This window comes from Gryllotalpicola reticulitermitis, from assembly GCF_042651345.1.
In the GTDB taxonomy this organism is placed as follows: Bacteria; Actinomycetota; Actinomycetes; order Actinomycetales; family Microbacteriaceae; genus Gryllotalpicola; species Gryllotalpicola reticulitermitis.
The window spans coordinates 53,459-74,359 of sequence record NZ_JBHSCN010000004.1 but is presented as its reverse complement, the minus strand read 5'-3'; the positions used below and the strand labels follow the sequence as shown (position 1 = coordinate 74,359).

Here is a 20,901-nt window from a genome sequence, read left to right as displayed (position 1 = left end):
TTACATCCGCTCCGGAGCGGATACGCCGAGCAACCCAAGGCCGTTGCGGATCGTCTGACCGGTCGCGTCGTTGAGCCACAGGCGCGTACGGTGCAGCGTCTCGACGGGCGCCTCGCCCTGCGGGATCACGCGGCAGTTGTCGTACCAGCGGTGGTAGAGGCCGGCGATCTCTTCGATGAAGCGGGCGACGCGGTGCGGCTGCCGCAGCTCGGCAGCCTGCGCGATGATGCGCGGATACTCCTGCAGAGCGCCGAGCAGCGCCGCCTCGGTCTCGTGGGTGAGCAGCTCCGGTGCGAACTCGCTGCGGTCGACGCCCGCCGCCGCCGCGTTGCGTGCGACCGACGCCGTGCGCGCGTGCGCGTACTGCACGTAGTAGACGGGATTGTCGTTGCTGCGCTTCGCCAGCAGGTCGAGGTCGAGGTCAAGCGAGGTGTCGCTCGAGGAACGCACGAGCGCATACCGCCCGGCGTCGACGCCCACCGCGTCGACCAGGTCGTCGAGGGTGACGATGTTGCCGTTCCGCTTGCTCATGCGGACCGGCTGGCCGTCTTTCAAGAGGTTCACCATCTGGCCGATGAGGATCTGGAGGTTCACGTTCGGCGTGTCTCCGAAGGCGGCGGTCATCGCCATCATGCGGCCGACGTAACCGTGGTGGTCGGCGCCGAGCATGATGATGTTCTGCTCGAAGCCACGCTCGCGCTTGTTCTGGTAATACCCGATGTCGCCCGCCATATAGGCCGGTTCGCCGTTGGAACGGATGATCACGCGGTCGCGATCATCGCCGAAGTCGGTCGTGCGCAACCAGGTCGCACCGTCTTGCTCGAACACGTGGCCCTTGTCGCGCAACTGCGCGATGGCCTTGTCGACCGCGCCCGAGGTGTGCAGGGAGTCCTCGTGGAAGTACACGTCGAAGTCGACGCCGAAGCCGTGCAGCTTCTGCTTGATCTCATCGAACATGAGGTTCACGCCGATCGAGCGGAACACCTCCTGCTGCTCGTCGCGGCCGAGCGAGGTGAGGTCGCCGTCGTACACGGCGACGACCTGAGCGGCGATGTCGGCGATGTACGCGCCGCCGTAGCCGTCTTCCGGGGTCGGCTCGCCGAGATAGGCGGCGAGCAGGCTGCGCGCGAAGCGGTCGATCTGCGAACCGTGGTCGTTGAAGTAGTACTCGCGCGTGACGAGGCCGCCCTCGGCCGCGAGGATGCGCGCGAGGCTGTCTCCGACGGCCGCCCACCGCACGCCGCCCATGTGAATAGGCCCGGTCGGGTTCGCGCTCACGAACTCGAGGTTGATCGTGATGCCGTCGTAAAGATGCCCGTGGCCGTAGGCCTCGCCCGCGTCGACGATCGCCTTCGCCAGCTGGCCGGCGGCGGCCGCGTCGACGCGGAAGTTGATGAAACCGGGACCCGCGACCTCCGCCGCAGCGATGCCGGGAATCGATGACGCGGCCGCCGCGATCTCGGTCGCGAGCTCACGAGGGTTCATGCCGAGCGGCTTGGCGAGCTTCATCGCGACGTTGCTCGCCCAATCGCCGTGCTCGCGGTTCTTCGGACGCTCGAGAACGAGGTCGGATTCCTCGAACTGCGGTGCCTTCTGCTGGGCGCTGCCCTCGCTCGCCTCGCCGCTGCGCCGCACAATGATGGGCGCAACGAGGGCATAGAGGGCGGCGGAAAGCTCAGCGGGGGTCACGGGTAACGATTCTATGGGAGCCCCTGCCGCCGACCCTGAGAGGGCCCAGCCGCTTGATAGGCTCGCGCCAACCACGCGCCGCGGCGGCCGTCCGCGGCTCGAGTCCCCGACGGAAAGCGCCTCAGCCATGCCTCTCGCACGACCCGCCCTCCGCCTCTCGGCGGCCCTCATCGCAGGCGCCGCCACGATCTGCCTGCTGGCCGCGTGCGCCGGAACGTCGGGTGGATCGACGGGTCAGGCCTCGCCGAATTCGACGGATGCCTCAAGCGCGCCCTCGGCGGGCGCCACCGACGCGGGGCGTCCGACGCCGACGTTCAGCCCGACCCCGACGCCGAGCCCCACTCCGGTCACGCTCACGCAGGACCAGGTGTGGACCGCGCAGCAGGTCTACTCGTACAACCCGAACTTCACGGTCGACCCCGACTACAAGGTCCAGGGCGGATCGGCCGCCGATCAGCTCGTCCAGCTCAAGGGCGTCAGCTTCGGCTGGCTCAACGAGACGAGCAACGACATCATCGAGGTCGCGGTCGCGCACCCCAACTCGGCGAACGTCGCCCAGTTCGACGGCAGCGTCGCTGCGACGTCGCAGCAGGTTCCGATCGACGGTGCCCCCTCGGGCACGGTCAGCTACTTCGACGTCAAGAACGGCGTGGGCACGCTGCAGATCTTCACCAACAACGGCTACTGGGTCGTCATCGACTCGAAGACGTTCCTCGAGCCGGGCGACAGCTATCAGGTCGCGAGCGCCGTGATGGGCAACCTGCACTAGGCGGCGGCCCAGCCCGTCCAGCCGGTGGCGCGGATCACGATCAGCGGACCCTGCGGGCGGTGCTGCGCGTACTGCTCGTAGCGGGCGACGAGCGCATCGATCGGATGCGTGAGGCCGCCGGCATCCGTCACCACGTTCGCGACGCCGTCGACACGCACCCACCACAGGCGGGACCAGTCCTCGGCGTACTCGTCGGTGAGCAGCGCCACGCGCGGATTCTGCGCGATGTTGCCCAGTCGGCTGAGCCGCCTGGTCGTCTTCGGCTTGTGGTCGACCGCCGTGTAGATCAGATCGCCCTCGACCGCGAAGGTGATCGGCACGAGGCGCGGCGCGCCCTCCCCCGTGACCGTCGCGAGGCGAGCGACACGCGCGGCAGCGAACCGCGACCGCGCCTCGTCTTCGCCGAGCCGCACGCTACCGCCCCATGCGGGCGACGCGCTCGGCCAGCGCGTCGGGAACGAGGCGCGCTCCGGCGACGATGACCTTGTAGCGCAGGCTCGGAATCGAGACGGCGCGGCCGCGGCCGGTGTCGATCAGGGCGGCCCGCACCACGTCCGGCGCGCGCAGCCACAGCACATCGGGCACTCGGCGTTCGAGTTCGGCGACCGGCGCCGGCGCGCCGTCCGGTGCACCGACGTGGGCCTCCGTCGAGAGGCGCGCGTGGAATTCGGTGCGCACGAATCCCGGCGCGACGGCCGTCACGCGCACGCCGCGATGCTTGTACGCGACGTTCGCCCAGCGGCTGAAGCTGAGCAGCCACGCCTTCGCCGCGCTGTACGTGCCGCGCGGCGTGAAGCCCGCGACCGAGGCGATGTTGATGATGGTGCCGCGCCCCTCGGGCAGCATGTGGGCGAGCGCCGCATGGCTGAGCCGCAGCGGGACCGCGACGAGGATCGACAGCATGTTCAGCTCGTCGTCGACGGAGCTCTCATCGAAGTCGCGCTTGACGCCGAATCCCGCGTTGTTGACCAGCACGTCGATGCGGTTCACGGAGGCCCCGACGCGGGCCTCGGCGGCCTTCGCGCCGGCCGTCGTCAGCAGGTCGGCGACGAGCACCTCGACGTTAATGTCGTGCTCGTCGCGCAGCTGGGCGGCGAGGGCATCGAGCCGCTCCCCGTTGCGGGCGACGAGCACCAGGTCGAGGCCGTCGGCGGCGAGCTGTCGGGCGAATTCAGCGCCGATGCCGCTCGACGCTCCGGTGATGAGCGCTCGGGTTCCGATGGCGCGCGGGTGGGGCATCCGTTCACGATAACCCGCGCTTGACATTAGGCGCGAACGATATATCGTTAACGTGTCTTTGAAGGTCAAAGACCTGTTATCAGAAAGGTCGACCGATGTACGACAACACCTCACATCACGACTTCCACGCCGGTCGCGGCCACGGCCGCCGGCCCGGCACAGACGGCGACGCTCACTTCGACGGCGCCCGCTTCCACCACGAGCCGCGCGGTTTCGGCCGCGGCTTCGGCGGCGTCGGCTTCGGGCCCGGCGCGTTCGGGCCCAGCTTCGACCCTGCCGACTTCGCCCGGGGCGGCCGCGGCCGCCGTCGCGCGTCGCGCGGAGACATCCGTGCGGCCCTGCTCTCTCTCATCGCCGAGGCGCCGTCCAGCGGCTACGCGCTGATCAAGCGGATCGGCGAGAAGACCGACGGTCTCTGGGTGCCGAGCCCCGGCTCGGTGTACCCGACGCTGCAGCAGCTCGTCGACGAGGAGCTCATCGCCCCCGCCGGCGAGGGCCGCAAGACCGAGTACTCGCTCACCGACGCGGGCCGCGCCTACGTCGACGAGCACGCCGACGAGCTGGCCGCCGCGTGGAACGCCGCCCCGGCACGCTCAGGCGCCGACGCCGAGCTGTTCACTGCGATCGGCAAGCTCATGGGCGCGATCCACCAGCTGCGCTTCGTCGCCTCCGAGGCCCAGCGGCAGCAGGCCGCCGCCAAGATCGACGAGCTGCGCAAGTCGCTCTACGCGATCCTCGCCGAGGGCTGAGCCGCAGGCGGGCGCGGCGCTCAGACGAGGGCCGCGCCTGCCGCGCGGGCACCACGCCGCGTGAAGAGGCGCATCAGCCCGTCGACGCCGATGCCCACTGCGAGGCCGATCACGAGCGATACGCCGAGCGATACGAGCGGATTGGCGAGCAGGCCGAACGAGGCGGAGCCGACGAGCGCCCCCACCGCGAGGTTGAAGCCCGTGTAGAGCGTGACGGAAGTGAGCGCGACCGGCACGTAGCGGCGCACAGGCATCCGCGCCGCCCCTGCCGTCATCGTCGCGGCGACGCGCACGAACGGCAGGAACTTGGCAGTGAGAAGGGTCGACGCCGGGCGCGATTCGAGGCGGCTGCGCGAGTAGGCGAACGCCCGCGCGAGCTTCGGGTGCCGGCTGCCCGCCCAGCGCTCGATGCCGAGCCGGCGTCCCAGCTGGTACGCGATCAGGTCGCCGGCGAGCGCTGCCGGAATCGCGACCGCGAGCACGACGAGCGGGTTGTGTCCGGCCGCAGTCGCCGCCGATGCCACCGCGACGACGAGCATCTCGCCCGGGATGAACGGGAAGAACCCGTCGACGATCAGGGCCGCCGCCATCAGTGCGAGTGCCCACGGCGACGCGGCCGCAATTCCGACGAGGTGCCCGATCGTGTCCATGTCTTCGAAGGTACGGATGCCTCGTGCCGGGGTCGTCACGCTGGAGTTGGCCCATACCCCCTACCCCGGTATCGGATCCACGGCGGCGTCAGCCGCGTGTGGCACGGTAGACGTCATGACGCGGAAGAGCCGGAGCGCGACGGCACCGCGGGTGCGCACGCGACGCTGGCTGTTCTGGCTGGTCGTCGGACTCGTCGCGGCCGCGCTCTATGCCGTCGAAGTGCCGGTGGCGGTGTCGGTCTACGCGGTGCCGATCGAGGTCGTCTTCGTGGTCGTCGCGGCGCACGTCGGCGCGATTCCGCTCGCGGTGTGGCGGCCGCGGGAGGCATCCGTTGTCGCCATCGTCGCCGCCTTCGTGCTCGCGCTGATCTCGACGACGGGGTCGCCGGCCGCGCCGTGGCCATGGGCCGTCGCGCCGCTGATCACGCAGGTGCTCGCCCTCGCGATCGTCGCCTGGAAGGACACGTGGTGGTGGGCCGCCGCCGCCTGGCTCGTGAGCGGTGCGGCGTCGCTGCTCGCCGCGCTGATCCTGATCACCCGCATGCCGTTCGCGGCGAGCCTGACCGACATCGTGGTGTTCGCGAACATCGGCGTCTTCACAATCGCCGCCGCCATCGTCGTGCGGCAGCTGCAGCGCACCCGCGCCCAGCTCGCCGACGAGCGCGAGACGAGTGAGAGCGAGCGCTCGCGGCGCATGATGGCCGACGAGCGCGCCCGGATCGCGCGGGAACTTCACGACGTCGTGGCGCACGGCATGTCGATCCTGAACGTGCAGGCGACCAGCGCGCCGTACCGGCACCCCGGCCTTCCCGCCGAGGTCGTCACGGAGTTCGAGCAGATCGCGGCGCAGACGCGCACGACCCTCGGCGAGATGCGCCGTCTGCTCGGCGTGCTGCGGTCGGACACGCCAGAGACGGCCACCGCGGGAGCGGCACCGAGCCTCGGCGAGGCCGATGCCACCGGCGCCGACGCCGCGGAGACCGATGTGCTTCTGTTGGGCGACGACCCGCACGGCACGAATCCGACCGCAGTGCTCGAACCCCAGCCGGGGCTCGCACAGCTGCCGGCACTGATCGAGAAGGCGCGGCGCGCGGGCGCCTCGATCGAGTTCGAACCCGGTGAGGCGACAGGCCGGCCGGTCGACGATGTGGTCGGGCTCTCCGCGTACCGCATTGTGCAGGAGGCTCTCAGCAACGCGCTGCGCCACGCGCCCGGCGCGGCGATCACGATCACGGTCACGCGCGACTCACGAATGCTCGAGCTGGCCATCGAGAACGCTCCGGCACCCCGGGCGCCGCAGCCGGCGCGCCGCGAGAGCGGGCCCCTTGCCAGCGCGGGATCGCTGCTGCGCGGCGTGCGCGGCCGGTCCGGGGCTACGGGCGAGACCGCCGGGTCTGCCGCCGCCAGTGCGGCGACGGCGTCGGGCTACGGGCTGCGCGGCATGCGCGAACGCGCCGGCGCGGTCGGCGGCTCGGTCGAGTACGGCCCGATCGACGGCGGTGGCTGGCGCGTCGACGCGGTGCTGCCGGCGCATCCCGAAGGGGGCTCATGAGAATGACGAACATCAGAGTCGTGATCGCCGATGACCAGGCGATGGTGCGCGCCGGCTTCGCCGCGCTGCTCGATGCACAGCCGGACGTCTCAGTCGTCGGGCAGGCGGCCGACGGCGCCGAGGCGGTCGCGCTCGCGCTTCAGCTCGCGCCCGACGTCGTGCTGATGGACGTGCGGATGCCCGTCAAGAACGGCATCGACGCGACGGCCGACATCGCGCGCGCCGACATCGAGACGCGCGTCCTCATGCTGACGACCTTCGACATCGACGACTACGTGTACCAGGCGCTGCAGGCCGGCGCGAGCGGGTTCCTGCTCAAGGACGCGCTGCCCGCCGACCTCGTTGACGCGGTGCGCGTGGTCGCCGGCGGCGAGGGGCTGCTCTCTCCGCGGCTCACCCGGCTCGTGATCGAGCGGTTCGCCCGGGGTGCCCCCGGTCAGTCATCCGTCGCTGCCGCCGCGCCGGCCGGCCGACGCGAGCTCGACGAGCTCACGCAGCGCGAGAACGAGATTCTCGTCCTTGTCGCGCAGGGGCTGTCGAACGGTGAGATCGCCAGGTCGCTCTTTCTTGCCGAGCAGACCGTGAAGACCCATGTCAGCCGGGTGTTCACGAAGCTCGGCCTGCGCGACCGCGCCCAGGCGGTGATCCTCGCCTACGAGCGAGGCCTCGTGACGCCGGGCGCGGGCACACCCTCGTAGCGGGCGCCTCGGGACGCCCGTGGCGGAACGGCGCGCTACAGTTACGGGCTCGCGCGCCAGCTACGGGTGGCGCGGCGTGCCGCAGCTGTAGCGCAACTGGAGCCGCATGGGCGGGAAGGCTGGGCGGCTCGGGGGCTATACGCGGAACTGCTCGGCACGGGGTCCGAGCGTCAGGCCGAGGCCCGGGGTGCCGGCCGGCTCGATGCTGCCCTCGCGCACCTCGAGCGCGCCGTCGAACAGCAGCGGTTCGATGCGGGCGTGATCGTGGAAGTACTCGAGGTGGCGGGCGCGCCGCACCGCACACACCGCGTGCGCGGACAGTTGCGGCGCGCAGTGCGCGGAAATCGAGATGCCGGATGCCTCGGCGAGCGCCGCCCCCTCGAGCCACCCGGTGAAGCCGCCGCAGCGCGTGACGTCGAGCTGCAGGCAGTCGACCGCGCCGGCCGCGAGGAGACGCGCCGCGTCCTGGATGCCCCAGCAGTACTCCCCCGCGGCGATGTCCATCGCGGCACCGGCACGCACCGCCGCCAGCTCGGCAGGATAGTCCGACGACACCGGTTCCTCGAACCAGCGCACGTCGAAGTCGCGCAGGTCGCGCTCGACTCGGCGCGCCTGCGAGGGGGTATAGCCGCCGTTCGCGTCGACGAACAGCTCGACATCACCGAGCACCTCGCGGGCGAGAGCGACGCGTTGGAGGTCGCGCGCCTCCGCGGCGCCCGCCGATTCGCCGATCTTGATCTTCGCCGCGCCGACGCCGAGCTCGAGCCATTCCCGCAGCTGGGCGGCCGTCGTGTCGTCGTCGTACGTCGTGAAGCCCCCGCTGCCGTACACGGGTGCGGCGGCGCGGGCCCGGCCGAGCAGTTCGAGCAGCGGCATGCGGACGAGCCGCGCCCGCAGGTCCCAGAGCGCCACGTCGACGGCCGAGATCGCGCAGGCGACGACACCGGCGCGCCCCAGGTTACGGACGGCACGGTCCATGGCGTCGCGCAGGTACGGCAGGTCTGAGGCGCAGGCGCCGCGGACCAGCGGCGCGAGCACCTTCGTCACGACGAGCGCGGCGGAGGCATCCGCGTAGCTGTAGCCCAGCCCCTCGATCTCACCCGCCGCGACCCGCACGACGACGACGGTCGTCGCGTCCCACTCGGCGGTTCCGTCGGCCTCCGGCTGATCGGTCGGCACCCGGTAGACCTCGGCCGTGACGCGGTCGATCGGGTCGGATGCCGGGATCACGGCGCTACGGCTTCCGGGGCGGGAACGCGGCCAGCGCACGGTCGACGGTGCGCTGCGGAATGCGCGGACGCCTCGTCATGCGCTCGGGTTCGGCCACACGACCCTCGAGCGCGGCGGCGAGCACCTCGGCCAGATGCATGCCTCGCTTCCCGTCACCCAGCTGCTCGAGCTGAGTACGGCAGCTGAAGCCGTCGGCCATCAACAGGGTGTCCGGAGCGGCGTCGCGAACAGCGGGCAGCAGGTCGTGCTCGGCCACGGAGATCGACACGTCGAGGTGGCCCGCCTCGAAGCCGAAGTTGCCGGCGAGCCCGCAGCATCCGCTCACGGTGTCCGCGGTGATGTCGGCCTTCTTCATCAGCTCGGCGTCCGCGTCGAAGCCGAGCACCGCATGCTGGTGGCAGTGCGGCTGGACGACAGCGTGGCGGGCGACGTTCGGCGGCTCCCAGCCCTCGGTCTCGAGCAGCAGCTCGGCGAGGGTCTTCGACCGGGTCGCGACGAGCGCCATGTCGGGGTCGGCGGGCAGCAGCTCGGGGCCGTCGGAGCGGAACACCGCAAGACAGCTCGGCTCGAGGGCGATGAGCGGTGTGCCCGACGCGAGGTACGGCGCGAGCGTGCGCACCGTGCGGGCGAGAATCCGTTTTGCACTCGCCAGCTGACCGGTCGAGACCATCGTGAGCCCGCAGCACAGGGCCTCCTGCGGCACGACCACGCGATAGCCGGCGGCTTCGAGCACCGTGACGGCCGCTCGCGCGACCTGGGGGTGGAAGTTGTCGGTGAAGGTGTCGGGCCAGAGCACGACGTCGCCGTTCGGCGCCACGGCGGGCGCCGGGTGCGTCGCGAACCAGTCGGTGAATCGCTCCTCCTGGAACTGCGGGAGCGGCCGTTCCGGCTCGACGCCGCCCAGGCGCTTGCCGAGCCGCGCGGCTTTCGTGCGGCCCAGCGCGTTGACGAGCTTCGGCAGCCCGGGCGCGAGATGGGTGAGGCGAGCCCACAGCGGCAGCCACCCCATCGTGTAGTGCGCCGCCGGCCGGATCCGGCCCTCGTAGTGGTGCGAGAGGAACTCGGCCTTGTACGTCGCCATGTCGACGTCGACGGGGCAGTCCGACTTGCAGCCCTTGCACGACAGGCACAGATCGAGCGCGTCGAGCACCTCGGTCGAGCGCCAGCCGTTCTGAATCGGGCCGTCCTTCGCCTCGCCGTTGACCATCTCGAACAGCAGCCGCGAGCGGCCTCGCGTCGACTGCTCCTCCTCGCCGGTCGCCCGGTACGACGGGCACATCACGCCGCCCGTGTGGCTGCGGCAGTTGCCGACGCCGACGCAGCGCAGTGCGGCGCGATCGAAACGGCCCTCGTCGTCCGGGTAGCTGAAGTGCAGTTCCACGTCGACCTTCGGACGGTAGTCCGCGCCCAGCCGCAGGTTGTCGGTCGGACCGAGCGGCGCATCGAAGCGGCCGCCGGCAGCGACGACCACCTTCTGCGGGTTCATCCGGTCGCCCGGGTCGAAGATCGCCTTGAACTCGCGGAATGCCGTGACCACCCGGTCGCCGAACATGATCGGCAGCAGGGCACCGCGCGACTGGCCGTCGCCGTGCTCGCCCGAGAGCGAGCCGCCGTAGTTCGCGACGAGGTGCGCCGCGCGATCGAGGAACGCGTGGAAGTGCGCGATGCCCTGTTCGGATTCCAGATCGAAGGGGATGCGGCAGTGCACGCACCCCTGCCCGAAGTGGCCGTAGCGCGAGGCCGGCTGGTAGTCGAACTCGGTGAGCAGGTCGCCGAAGTCGCGCAGGTACTCGGCGAGGCGCTCGGGCGGTACGGCCGCGTCCTCCCAGCCCTCCCACGTGTCGCGCTGGCCGGGCACCCACGCGGTCGAGCCGAGGCCCGCCTCGCGCACGTCGCGCAGCTCCTGCTCCTGCACCGGGTCGTCATAGATCTTGCTGTTCGGAGCGGGCTCGAACGACTTCAGTTCCTCGACCAGCCGGCGAGCGCGAGCATCCGATTCGTCCTTCGTGTCGCCCGGCAGCTCGACCATCAGCCAGCCGTCCCCGTCCGGCAGCAGCTCGAGTGCCTCGGGGTTCTCGCGCTTGCGCTGCTCGTTGCCGATCAGGATGCTGTCGAGACCCTCGATCGACAGCGGGTCGTGCTTCGCGACGATGGGCGACGCCGCCGCCGCATCCTCGATCGTCGGGAACCCGAGCACGACGACCGTCTTGGCCTTGGGCACCGGGACGAGCTGCAGCTCGGCCCGCAGCACCGTGACGAGCGTCGACTCGGAACCGGTCAGCGCCTTCGCGACGTCGAAGCCGTTCTCGGGCAGCAGCGCCTCGAGGTGGTAGCCGGAGACAAGGCGCGGGATGTCGGGAAAACGCTCCCTGATCTCGTCGCCGTAGTCGTCGACGAGCGCGCGCATGCGCTGATACAGCCGCGCGCGGTCGCCGCCCTCCGCGACGATCTCGTCGTAGTCATCGTCGGCGGTGGGCCCGACCCAGCAGCGCAGACCGTCGTAGGTCATGATCTCGAGACGCCGCACATTGTCGCTCGTCTTGCCGTAGGCCTGGGCGGTCGAGCCGCATGAGTCGTTGCCGATCATGCCGCCGAGTGTGCAGTGCGAGTGCGTGGCGGGCTTCGGGCCGAACTGCAGATCGTGCTCGGCGAGGAGGGCGTTCAGCGTGTCGAGGTTGATCCCGGGCTCGACGATGCAGCTGCGGCCGGCGATGTCGAGAGAGACAAGCCGGTTGCAGTACTTCGACCAGTCGATCACGACCGCCTCGTTGCAGCACTCCCCAGCCAGGCTCGTGCCGCCGCCGCGCGAGAGCACGGGCACGTCGAGCCGGCGGCACACCTCGAGCGCACGAGCCCCGGCCTCGACCGAGTACGGAACGACGACGGCGATCGGCACCTGCCGGTAGTTCGAGGAATCCGTCGCGTAGGTCGCCCTCGTGCCCGCGTCGAACCGCACCTCGCCGTCGACGGCCGCTTCGAGCGCGTCGCTGAGGCTCATGACGTCGATGCCCGCCGAGGTGATCATTCGCGCTGCCCTTCGTCGGCGCCGCCCAGATGCAGCACGTTCTTCGCCCGCTGCAACGCTTCGGCTCCGAGAGCCTCGGCCGAGTCCACGATCGCGCCGACGCGCAGCGGATCGCCCTTGACCAGAGCCTTGAGCGTGTTGTTGCGGTATTCCTTCGTGATCTTGGCGGGCAATGGCGGCGCATTGCGCGTCACATACGCATCGATCAGGGTGACGCCCTGGTGCCGGAACGCGGCATCCCACGCCTCGCCCGCGTCGTCGTCGCTCTTCAATCGGATGCCTTTGAAGCCCAGCAGCTCGGTGTAGCCGGCATAGTCCACCGACTCGACATCCTGCGAGCCGGTCCACACCGGGTTGCCGTCTTCCGTGCGCATCTCCCACGACACCTGCGCGAGGTCGTCGTTGTGCATCACGACGACGATGAACTGCCGATTCGGCCACTTGTGCTGGTACTTCTTCACGGTGATGAGCTCGTTCATGCCGAGCATCTGGAACGCGCCGTCACCGATCGTGCACACGACCGGTCGCTCGGGGTACGCGAACTTCGCCGCGACCGCGTACGGCATCGCGGCGAGCATGCTCGCGAGCCGGCCCGACAGGTCACCGCGCATGCCGCGCCGGAGGCGGATGTGGTGGCCGTACCAGTCGGCGGTGGTCCCGGCATCCGCCGTCACGATCGCGTTCTCCGGCAGGCGCTCGTTGAGCTCGAAGAACACGCGCCTGGGGTTCGCGCCGTCGGGAAAGCCGACCATCGCGTCGGCACGCATCTCGCGCTCCCAGTCGGTGAACTGATCGGCGATCCGCTGCTGCCACGACAGGTCCGACTGCTGCGTCAGCAGTGGCAGCAGCCCGTCGAGCGTCGCACCGACGTCGCCCCACAGGTTCACCTCGGTCGGATAGCGCACGCCGAGCTGTTCGGGCTTGAGGTCGACCTGGACCGCTCGCGCCTGGCCCGTCGCCGGCATGAACTCGCCATACGGGTAGTTCGTGCCGAGCATGATGAGGGTGTCGCAGCCCTGCATCTGCTTGAGACTCGGCAGTGACCCGAGCAACCCCACCTGCTGAGTGTGGAAGGGAATGTCCGAGGGCACGACGTCCTTGCCGCGCAACGCCGTGATGATTCCCGCGCCGGTCTTGTGCGCGAGCTCGAGCACCTGATCGGTGGCGCCCCGGGCGCCGGCCCCGACGAGCAGCGTCACCTTCGAGCCCGCATTGATGACGGCTGCCGCCTTCTCGAGCTCCTCGCGCACCGGCGCGATGCGCGTCGAGGCGGGCACGCTGCTCGACCGGGACACCCAGTGCGCGGCCGACGGCTCGGCCGCCTCCATGGCCTGAACGTCGTGAGGAAGGATGATGACGGTCGGCTGCAGTCGCGTGCGCGCCGTTCGGAACGCGGTGTCGATGACGGCCTGGGCCTGCTGCGGCGACACGATGGTCTTGACGTACGCGGCGACGTCGGCGAAGACGAGCTCGAGGTTGCTCTCCTGCTGGGTGAAGGTGCCGAGAGCATCCAGGCCCTGCTGGCCGACGATCGCGACGACGGGAACGTTGTCCATCTGCGCGTCGTACAGGCCATTGATCAGGTGGAACGCGCCCGGGCTCGACGTGGCGATGCAGACGCCGACCTCGCCGGTGAACTTCGCGTGCGCGGTCGCGAGGAATGCACAGATCTCCTCGTGCGTCGGGCGGATGTACTCGAGCCCGTCGCCCTTCCCGTCGAGCACGCCGAGCACTCCGTCGAGCTCACCGATGCCGTCGCCCGGGAAGCCGAAGACGCGGCTGACACCCCACTCCTTCACCCGCTCGATCACGAATTCACTGACCGTCTTCTTCGCCACTGCACGCTCCTCTCATTCGATCGACCGATACCCGGGGCGCCGCGGCGCTACCCGCTCGCGCCCGGCAACGAGACCTCGACGCGGCCATCGCGAACCCGGGTCGTGAAACTCGGCTGCGGCGACGTGGCGGGGCCGTGCACCACGGCGCCGTCAGCGAGCGCGAAGGTGCTGCCGTGCCACGGGCACGTCACGCACGCCCCGAGCTCCGGGTCGTCCTCGATCTCGCCCTCGTGCAACGGGCCCGAGAGGTGCGAGCAGGCGTTCGCGAGCGCCCGCACCCGGTCGCCCTCGCGGTAGAGCATGAGCGGCACGTCATCGAGCAGCCGGCGCTGCGGTTCGTGCTCGGGCAGTTCCGCGAGGGTCGCGACCTCGTGCCAGCCGTCCTTCACGAGGTGCGGCACGTCTTCGGTGTGGTTCGCGCCAGACGCCTGCCGGTAGGCGAGATGACCGCCGATGTAGCCTCCGACCGACACGGCCGCGAAGCCCGCGAACGCGAGGCGCTTCCCGACTCGCTTGTGGCCCGTGAGCCGCGCCGCGAGCGACGCGCTGTAGAGCACCACCGCGGTCGCATTCGCCGCCCAGTGCACGAGGCCGACGCGCTGCTGCTCAGGGTGGCCCGCCGACCAGTCGACGCTCCCGGTCACCGCCGCGGGAACGGCCGCGACCGTTCCGACACCGATCAGCGCCGTGGCGGGGAACCAGCCGAACGGGAGCATGTCGAGGACCGCCGCCGACGTCCATGTGCCGAGCGGGATCTGCACCAGGAACGGGTGCGCCGGGTGCCCGAGCGGAGCCCCGTGCAGCAGATCGCGAAGCGGGCCTTCCGGCACGAGCTTCTGCACGGTCTTCGTCAGCGACTGCGCCAGCGGGTCGAGCCGATCGTCGTGCTCGATCGCGGCCAGCACGCGCCCGGTCGCTCGCCCGACCATGGTCAGCATTCTCGTCACCTGCGTCACGTCGGTCATGCGGCGACCCTAGGGACTGACCGGCACGCCCGCCACCGCTTGACACGATCGGTGATGCCGGTGCGCGAAACGGGAACCGGTCACTTATGCGGACGCGGCACAGCAATCCCTCCGGTCCCGGCATTCAGCGGGTGCTCGACGGCGAGCTGCGTTACGTCGACGCCACCGGCCGGCCGCTCACCGACCCGACCGAGCTCGAGCGCATCCGCCTGCTCGCGATTCCCCCCGCATGGCTCGACGTGTGGATCTCGCCGTGGCCGAACGGCCATATCCAAGCGGTCGGCACCGACGCGGCGGGCCGTCGTCAGTACCTGTACCACGAGGAATGGCGGCGAAAACGAGACGCCGCGAAATTCGATCGGATGCTCGACCTCGCCCGCGCACTGCCCGGCGCCAGGCGCGCCGTCACCCGCGACCTGCGCATCGAGGGGCTCACCCGCGACCGGGCCCTTGCCGCAGCCTTCCGCATGGTGGACCGCGCCGCACTGCGCATCGGAGGCGAGCGCTACCTTCGCAGCTACGGCAGTCGCGGCCTGACCACCCTGCTCGTTCGCAACGTCGCACTGGACGGCGACGTCATCGGCCTGCGCTTCCCCGCGAAGTCCGGTCAGGGCTGGGACTCCTCGTTCCGCGACTCCGAGCTCGCCGGATACCTCGCGCTGCTGACCGAGGGCCGGCGCGCCAGTGCGCGGCTGCTCGCGTGGCGCGATCGGCGCTGGCATCCGCTGCACGCGCCGGACGTCAACGACGACATCCGGGCGCGAACGGGCGTCGAAGCGAGCGCGAAGGATTTCCGCACCCTGCGCGGCACGATCGTGGCGGCGGACGCCCTGGCCCGCGCCGGCCTTGCGACGACGGCCAGGGCGCGCAGCGCAGCGGAACGGGTGGCCGTGCAGGCCGCGGCGACGGCACTCGGCAACACGCCGGCCGTCGCCCGCGCGAGCTATATCGATCCGCGGGTGTTCGACAGATACCGATCCGGGGAACTCATCGAGCGGCGGCGCTCACCCGAGGCAGCGTTGGTGGCGCTGCTCAGCTGAGGCCGCCGGAAGCAACCGCGAAGGAAAGGAACGACGATGCCTGGAGCAGACGACCTGCCGAGCACACTCGAGCGCTCGCCCAAGCACGCTCAAGCGATCTGGGTGAAGGCGCACGACTCGGCGATCAAGGAGTACGGCCGCGGGCGGCGCGCCCAGCAGACCGCCTATGCGGCACTGAAGCACGAGTACGAGAAGGTCGGCGACCACTGGGAGCAGAAGGGCAGGCGCGGCCCATCGGATGCCGGTGCGAAGGAGCGCGGCAAACCGACGAAGGGCGGTGTCGACGCCAACGCGTCGAAGACCCACCTGATGGAGATCGCGAAGCGCCTCGACGTGCATGGACGCTCGTCCATGACGAAGCCCGAACTCGTCGAGGCGATCCAGAAGGCCAACGACCGCGACACGCGCAAGGCCCGCGGCTGACCCATCACCCGTGTGCGCCGGACGGACTCGAGTGCGCGCTGCGCAGCGACGCCCGGCGCACCCGAGTCCGTCTGACTCAGCTGAGCGGCGCCGGGTTCACGGCGTCGGCATGCCGCCCGTGACCGCGAGAGTCTCGCCGACGACGTAGCTCGACTCGGGCGACGCGAGGAAGACGTACGCCGGAGCCAATTCGGCCGGCTGACCCGCGCGGCCGAGGGGCGTCTGCTCGCCGAATTTCGGCAGCTTCGCCGGCGGCTGGCCCTCACTCGGCTGCAGCGGGGTCCAGATCGGCCCGGGTGCGACCGCGTTCACCCGGATTCCCTTCGGCGCGAGCTGCCCGGCGAGAGCCTTCGAGAACGCATTGATCGCGGCCTTGGTGGTCGCATAGTCGACGAGCTGCGAGCCGGGCAGATACGCCTGAACCGACGTGGTGTTGATGATCGTCGAGCCCGCCGGAAGGTGCGGGACGACGGCCTTCGTCAGGTAGAACATGGCGTAGATGTTCGTCCGCATGGTGTCGTCGAACTGCTCATCGGGAAGCAGCGTGATGTCCTCGCAGAACACCTGCTTGCCGGCGTTGTTGACGAGGATGTCGATGCCGCCCAGCGTGTCGATCGCGTGCTCGACGGCCACCTGACAGAACGCGCGGTCCTTGAGGTCGCCGGGGATCAGCGCGCAGGTGCGCCCGGCCTTCTCGATCTGGGCGGCGATGTGATTCGCGTCTTCCTGCTCCGCGGGCAGGTAGACGAGCGCCACATCTGCCCCCTCACGGGCGAAGGCGATCGCGACGGCCGCCCCGATGCCCGAGTCACCGCCGGTGATCAGCGCCTTGCGGCCCTCGAGGCGCCCGCTGCCGACATAGCTGTCCTCGCCGTGATCGGCCTTGGGCTCGAGGTCGCTCTCACGCCCCGGCTCGGGTACCTGATCTTCGGCCGGCTCGACCTTCGGGTAGCGCGTGACGGGGTTGTCGAAGGTGATCTGCGTTGGGCTCATGCACCCACGAAAAGCAGAACCGCGAGGCATCCGCAAGGGGGTTTCGCGTTGCTCGTGGTCCTGCTGAGACTCATCAACATGGACGACATCACGAAAGCACGCCAGCGCCGAAGTGAAGAGACGAGTGCCGCATTCGCGACGATCCGAACGAGCTCGGCCGCCGAGCGCACGCGCATCGAGAACAAGGTGGTCGTCGCACACATGGCGCTCGCCGAATCCATCGCCCGCCGCTATCGGCGCGGTGACGAGGACGACAGCGACCTGCGTCAGGTCGCGCTGCTCGGCCTCGTCAAGGCCGCGCGCCACTACGACCCGGAGCGCGGCACGCCGTTCGTGCCGTACGCGGTGCCGACCATCGACGGCGAGCTCAAGCGGCACATCCGTGACCACGGGTGGTTCGTGCGCCCCGGCCGGCAGCTGCAGGAGCTCTGCAGCGGCGTGATGCGCGCCCGCCCGCGGCTCGCCCAGACACTCGGCCGCGAAGCGACCGACGAGGAGCTCGCCGCGGAACTGAACGTCACGGTGCGCGACATCGCCGACGCGAAGAACTGCCTTGACGCGCAGTCGCCCGTCGTCGTCGCGTCGGGCGCCGAGCGCGATGAGGCGCCGTCGATCATCCCGCCGTTCGTCGACCCGTCGTTCGAGCAGGCCGAGCAGCGAGCAATGCTCGCGCACGCGCTGCAGCGGCTCAACCCGCGCGAGGCGCTCATCGTCAGCCGCCGCTTCGCCGAGGAGAAGACCCAGGCCGAGATCGGCCGGGAGCTCGGCATCAGCCAGATGCAGGTCTCGCGCCTGCTCGCGCGCATTCTGGACCGGCTCCGCACTGAGTTGACCGCGACCTTCCCGCGTGGACTGCAGGACGCGGCCTGATTCGGCGGAACGGAACGGATGAGCAGCGCGTGGCCACCAGAAGGATTCGTCTACGGCATCGACGTCGCCCGGTTTCAGGACTCCGACGGCGACGGCACGGGTGACCTGCCGGGGCTCGAGACCCGGCTCGACCACGTCGCCGGCCTCGGTGCCGAGTGGGTGTGGCTGCTCCCGATCTTCCCGAGTCTGAGGCGCGACAACGGCTACGACGTCGACGATCACGAATCCGTCGACCCTCGCTTCGGCACGCTCGACGACTTCGCGTCGGTGATCGACGCCTGTCACCGGCGCGGACTGCGGGTGATGATCGACCTGATCATCCATCACACCTCAGAGCGGCACCGATGGTTCCTCGAGGCGCGGCAGAACCCGGCATCCGACGCCGGCGACTACTACGTGTGGGCCGACAAGCCGCGCGACGAGGCGGGTGACGAACCGATCTTCGCCGGCGAGGAGGACAGCGTCTGGGCCTTCGACCCCGACGCGAAGGCGTGGTACCACCACCGCTTCTACGGCTTCCAGCCCGACCTGAACGTCACGAACGACGACGTGTTCGACGAGCTCGTGCGCATCGCGAAGCTGTGGCTCGACCGCGGGGTCGACGGCTTCCGCATCGACGCGGCCCTGCCCGCGATGAAGGCGGGCCCGGGCGAGACCCCCGCCGACGCCGCGCAGTTCTATCGTCGCCTGCGCGCCCGGCTGAGCGACGCGCGCCCCGACGTCGTCCTCGCGGCCGAGGCCGACGCACCGCCCCACGAGCTGAACAGCATCACCGCGCACGAACAGGTCGACGCCGTCGTCGACTTCTCGCTCAACAACGCGCTCTTCCTGGCACTCGCGCGCGGCCAGGCGGCGCCCCTGTACACGGCGCTCGGGCAGCTGGACCGGTCGGTGCAGCCATCCGCCCGCCTCAACTTCGTCCGCAACGTCGACGAGCTCGACCTCGCGCAGCTCACCGACGCCGAGCGTCAGGAGGTCTTCGACGCGTTCGGCGACGGGCCCGACGACTTCATCTACGGCCGGGGCCTCCGACGGGGGTGGCGCCCGCTGATGGGCGACGAACGCCGCTTCCGCATGTCGCTCAGCCTGCTGTTCGCGCTGCCCGGCGTGCCACTGCTGATGTACGGGCAGGAGCTCGGGGTCGGCGACGACCCGACCGCGCCGGGGCGCGACGCCGCCCGGCCGGTCATGCAGTGGCGGCCGGCGCGCAGCGGCGGGTTCACGACCGGCGAATCCGACCTCGTGCTGCCTGCGCAGCGGGACGGCGAGTTCGACTTCGCGCACGTGAACGTGCGAGACGAGAGCACCGACGACGCGTCGACGCTGGTGCTCACGAGACGCGTGGCGACGTTGCGCGCGCGAGCCGGCGCGGCGACGAAACCCGCGCGTCCGCGGATCCTGCCGCATGCGCCTAGCGTGCTCGCGCTCAATCTGGGCGGATGCCTGACCCTCCACAACCTGGGCGAGGCACCCGCCGAGGTGTTCGAGGCGTACGGCGCGAAGCCGCTGCTCTACGAGCGCTGGAACGGGCACCGCCTCGGACCCTTCGGGTTCGCCTGGTTCCGCAGCTGAGCGCAGTTCTCGTCACCAGAGTTCGCCGATCGAGTGGCGCAGGCGCACGATCTGAGCGTCGAGAGATTCGAAGCAGTCGTCGTCGGAGGCGAGGCGGCCGAGTTCACGGCTCAGGTCGCGACGATACCGAGCCATCAGGTCCGCGGCGCCGTCGGGGGTGCCCGCGAGGAAGTGGGCACTCAACGACGCCAGCACCCCGATCATCATGACCCGGTCGGCATGCGTGAACTCGTCCTCGACGTCCATCGCCCTATCGTTCGCGCGCGGCGCCCCCGCCGCAAGCATCCGTCGACGCGAAGGGATCGATCGTCTCCGCGCAGCGCTACCGCTCGCGGACTCGGGCGTGCCGCACCCACCACACGATGAGGCATCCGCCGCCGATGACGACGAACAACGAGCCCGAAAGCGCGAAGCCGTACCTGGCGCCGAGCGCGTCGGCGACCGCGCCGGCCGCGAGTCCCGTGAAGGGGTTCATGCCCGGGATCGCCATGTTCCACAGGCTCATCACCCGGCCGCGCAGCTGAGGCGGCGAGGCGAGCTGCACGAACGCGTTGGCGCGAGCGATGAACCAGATGCTGACGAATCCGATCACGATCAGGCCGCCGGCGAACACCCACGCGACCGGCGCCGCCGCGCACAACAACACAGCGACACCTGAGATCGCGGCGAGCAGCGCCGATTCGCGGAACGAGGGGTGCGAGGGCTGAGCGGATGCGCGCAGGGCTCCGGCAAGCGCGCCCGCGCCGAACACTGCGACGAGCACGCCGTACGCTCCACCCCCCAGCCGGAACGTCTGAGTCGTGAGCAGCGGCACGCTCACCGCGAGGTTGAACAGCATGCCACCCACCGCGGCGAGCACCAGCACCGCCGCGACGTCGCGGCGCCCGCGCACCCACGCAAGCGCGCTCGCGAACCCGGCGCGCGGGCCGTCGAGGAGCGGCACATGGTGAGCCGGACGGGTGGCGAGGAGCACGATCAGCGCCGGAATGAACGCGACCGCGTTGAAGACGAAGCAGGGCACGATCCCCCAGGTCGCGAGCAGCACACCGGCGACCGCGGGGCCGAGCACTCGCGACGCGTTCATGACGACCTCGTACAGCCCGATGCCGGCGTTGATGAGGCGCGGTTCCACGAGATCCATCAGGTAGACCTGCCGCGCCGGTCCGTCGAGGGCGTTGACGATGCCCGTGAGCAGCGACAGCCCATAGATCATCGGCAGATTCACGTTCCCGAGCGCGGCGAGCACGGTCAATGCCGTGCCGATCAGGAGGAACGCGATCTGCGTTCCGATGAGCAGCCCACGGCGCGAGAAGCGGTCGATCACGCCGCCCGCCACGGGGCCGAGAAGCAGTACCGGCACGAAGATCGCGAAGGTGAGGAATCCGAGCGCCACGCCGCTGTCGGTCTCGCGGACGATCAGCCACGACATGCCGATCACCTGCGTCGACGAGCCGGACGCCGAGAAGATCTGCGCCGCGAACCAGGCACGGAACGTGCGATCGGCAAGCGCGGCGCGGGGACCGTTCCCCACCACGTTCGCCGCCTCATCCACCGTGCTCATTACATCACCGCGCTGGTGGCTGCGTCGGTGCCGCGGCC

At 70.3% G+C, this 20,901-nt stretch carries 19 protein-coding genes; 8 read left to right on the top strand and 11 right to left on the bottom strand.

Going from position 1 to position 20,901, the window contains the following annotated elements; genetic code table 11:
- A complete protein-coding gene (gene argS / locus ACFOYW_RS06450) occupies positions 1-1,689 on the bottom strand; it encodes an arginine--tRNA ligase (protein WP_390227974.1) in 1,689 nt (562 codons plus the stop codon).
- A 127-nt stretch (positions 1,690-1,816) separates the two neighbouring features.
- On the opposite strand from argS, the gene ACFOYW_RS06445 reads away from it, so the two are divergent.
- Positions 1,817-2,458 carry a hypothetical protein gene (locus ACFOYW_RS06445; protein ID WP_390227973.1) on the top strand — a complete coding sequence of 214 codons (642 nt, stop codon included), beginning with the start codon at positions 1,817-1,819 and terminating at the stop codon, positions 2,456-2,458.
- Here ACFOYW_RS06445 and ACFOYW_RS06440 read toward each other — a convergent pair.
- Both ACFOYW_RS06440 and ACFOYW_RS06435 read right to left on the bottom strand, forming a co-directional pair.
- Positions 2,455-2,871, bottom strand: coding sequence for a TIGR03668 family PPOX class F420-dependent oxidoreductase (locus tag ACFOYW_RS06440; RefSeq protein ID WP_390227971.1), 417 nt, complete (start codon positions 2,869-2,871; stop codon positions 2,455-2,457). The two genes, ACFOYW_RS06445 and ACFOYW_RS06440, sit on opposite strands and share 4 nt — an antisense overlap.
- A gap of 1 nt (position 2,872) precedes the next feature.
- Positions 2,873-3,697, bottom strand: coding sequence for an SDR family NAD(P)-dependent oxidoreductase (locus ACFOYW_RS06435; protein ID WP_390227970.1), 825 nt, complete (start codon positions 3,695-3,697; stop codon positions 2,873-2,875).
- Between the two features lie 95 nt (positions 3,698-3,792).
- Between ACFOYW_RS06435 and ACFOYW_RS06430 the strand changes: the two genes are divergently transcribed.
- Positions 3,793-4,446 (top strand): PadR family transcriptional regulator, encoded by a 654-nt coding sequence (locus ACFOYW_RS06430; RefSeq protein ID WP_390227969.1) that lies wholly within the window; start codon positions 3,793-3,795, stop codon positions 4,444-4,446.
- A 20-nt stretch (positions 4,447-4,466) separates the two neighbouring features.
- Here ACFOYW_RS06430 and ACFOYW_RS06425 read toward each other — a convergent pair whose 3' ends face one another.
- Entirely contained in the window at positions 4,467-5,135 is a 669-nt protein-coding gene (locus ACFOYW_RS06425) for a DedA family protein (protein ID WP_390227968.1), read from the bottom strand.
- A 76-nt stretch (positions 5,136-5,211) separates the two neighbouring features.
- On the opposite strand from ACFOYW_RS06425, the gene ACFOYW_RS06420 reads away from it, so the two are divergent.
- Entirely contained in the window at positions 5,212-6,648 is a 1,437-nt protein-coding gene (locus ACFOYW_RS06420; protein ID WP_390227967.1) for a sensor histidine kinase, read from the top strand.
- Positions 6,649-6,650: 2 nt separating this feature from the next.
- Positions 6,651-7,346, top strand: coding sequence for a response regulator (locus ACFOYW_RS06415; protein ID WP_390227966.1), 696 nt, complete (start codon positions 6,651-6,653; stop codon positions 7,344-7,346).
- Positions 7,347-7,481: 135 nt separating this feature from the next.
- Here ACFOYW_RS06415 and ACFOYW_RS06410 read toward each other — a convergent pair whose 3' ends face one another.
- The 4 genes from ACFOYW_RS06410 to ACFOYW_RS06395 are packed head-to-tail and all read right to left on the bottom strand — an operon-like array spanning position 7,482 to position 14,404.
- Positions 7,482-8,576 (bottom strand): enolase C-terminal domain-like protein, encoded by a 1,095-nt coding sequence (locus ACFOYW_RS06410; protein WP_390227965.1) that lies wholly within the window; start codon positions 8,574-8,576, stop codon positions 7,482-7,484.
- A gap of 4 nt (positions 8,577-8,580) precedes the next feature.
- Entirely contained in the window at positions 8,581-11,601 is a 3,021-nt protein-coding gene (locus ACFOYW_RS06405; protein ID WP_390227964.1) for an FAD-binding and (Fe-S)-binding domain-containing protein, read from the bottom strand.
- Complete coding sequence (locus ACFOYW_RS06400; RefSeq protein WP_390227963.1) at positions 11,598-13,439, bottom strand: thiamine pyrophosphate-requiring protein; 1,842 nt, start codon at positions 13,437-13,439, stop codon at positions 11,598-11,600. The genes ACFOYW_RS06405 and ACFOYW_RS06400 overlap by 4 nt, the downstream gene beginning before the upstream one ends.
- 47 nt (positions 13,440-13,486) lie before the next feature.
- Positions 13,487-14,404: a Rieske 2Fe-2S domain-containing protein gene (locus tag ACFOYW_RS06395; protein WP_390227962.1), complete on the bottom strand. Its 918-nt coding sequence runs from the start codon at positions 14,402-14,404 to the stop codon at positions 13,487-13,489.
- Positions 14,405-14,490: 86 nt separating this feature from the next.
- On the opposite strand from ACFOYW_RS06395, the gene ACFOYW_RS06390 reads away from it, so the two are divergent.
- Both ACFOYW_RS06390 and ACFOYW_RS06385 read left to right on the top strand, forming a co-directional pair.
- Positions 14,491-15,444, top strand: a complete 954-nt coding sequence (locus ACFOYW_RS06390; RefSeq protein ID WP_390227961.1) for a DNA topoisomerase IB — start codon at positions 14,491-14,493, stop codon at positions 15,442-15,444.
- A 36-nt stretch (positions 15,445-15,480) separates the two neighbouring features.
- On the top strand, positions 15,481-15,867 hold the full coding sequence (locus ACFOYW_RS06385; RefSeq protein ID WP_390227960.1) for a ChaB family protein: 387 nt from the start codon (positions 15,481-15,483) through the stop codon (positions 15,865-15,867).
- A 96-nt stretch (positions 15,868-15,963) separates the two neighbouring features.
- On the opposite strand, the gene ACFOYW_RS06380 is transcribed toward ACFOYW_RS06385, so the two are convergent.
- A complete protein-coding gene (locus tag ACFOYW_RS06380; RefSeq protein ID WP_390227959.1) occupies positions 15,964-16,860 on the bottom strand; it encodes an SDR family oxidoreductase in 897 nt (298 codons plus the stop codon).
- A 78-nt stretch (positions 16,861-16,938) separates the two neighbouring features.
- Between ACFOYW_RS06380 and ACFOYW_RS06375 the strand changes: the two genes are divergently transcribed.
- Entirely contained in the window at positions 16,939-17,730 is a 792-nt protein-coding gene (locus ACFOYW_RS06375; protein WP_390227957.1) for a sigma-70 family RNA polymerase sigma factor, read from the top strand.
- Between the two features lie 18 nt (positions 17,731-17,748).
- On the top strand, positions 17,749-19,302 hold the full coding sequence (locus tag ACFOYW_RS06370; protein WP_390227956.1) for an alpha-amylase family glycosyl hydrolase: 1,554 nt from the start codon (positions 17,749-17,751) through the stop codon (positions 19,300-19,302).
- A 12-nt stretch (positions 19,303-19,314) separates the two neighbouring features.
- Here the strand turns inward: ACFOYW_RS06370 and ACFOYW_RS06365 are convergent, their stop codons facing one another.
- Complete coding sequence (locus ACFOYW_RS06365; protein ID WP_390227955.1) at positions 19,315-19,548, bottom strand: hypothetical protein; 234 nt, start codon at positions 19,546-19,548, stop codon at positions 19,315-19,317.
- A gap of 76 nt (positions 19,549-19,624) precedes the next feature.
- Complete coding sequence (locus tag ACFOYW_RS06360; protein ID WP_390227954.1) at positions 19,625-20,863, bottom strand: MFS transporter; 1,239 nt, start codon at positions 20,861-20,863, stop codon at positions 19,625-19,627.
- Between the last annotated feature and the right edge of the window lie 38 nt (positions 20,864-20,901).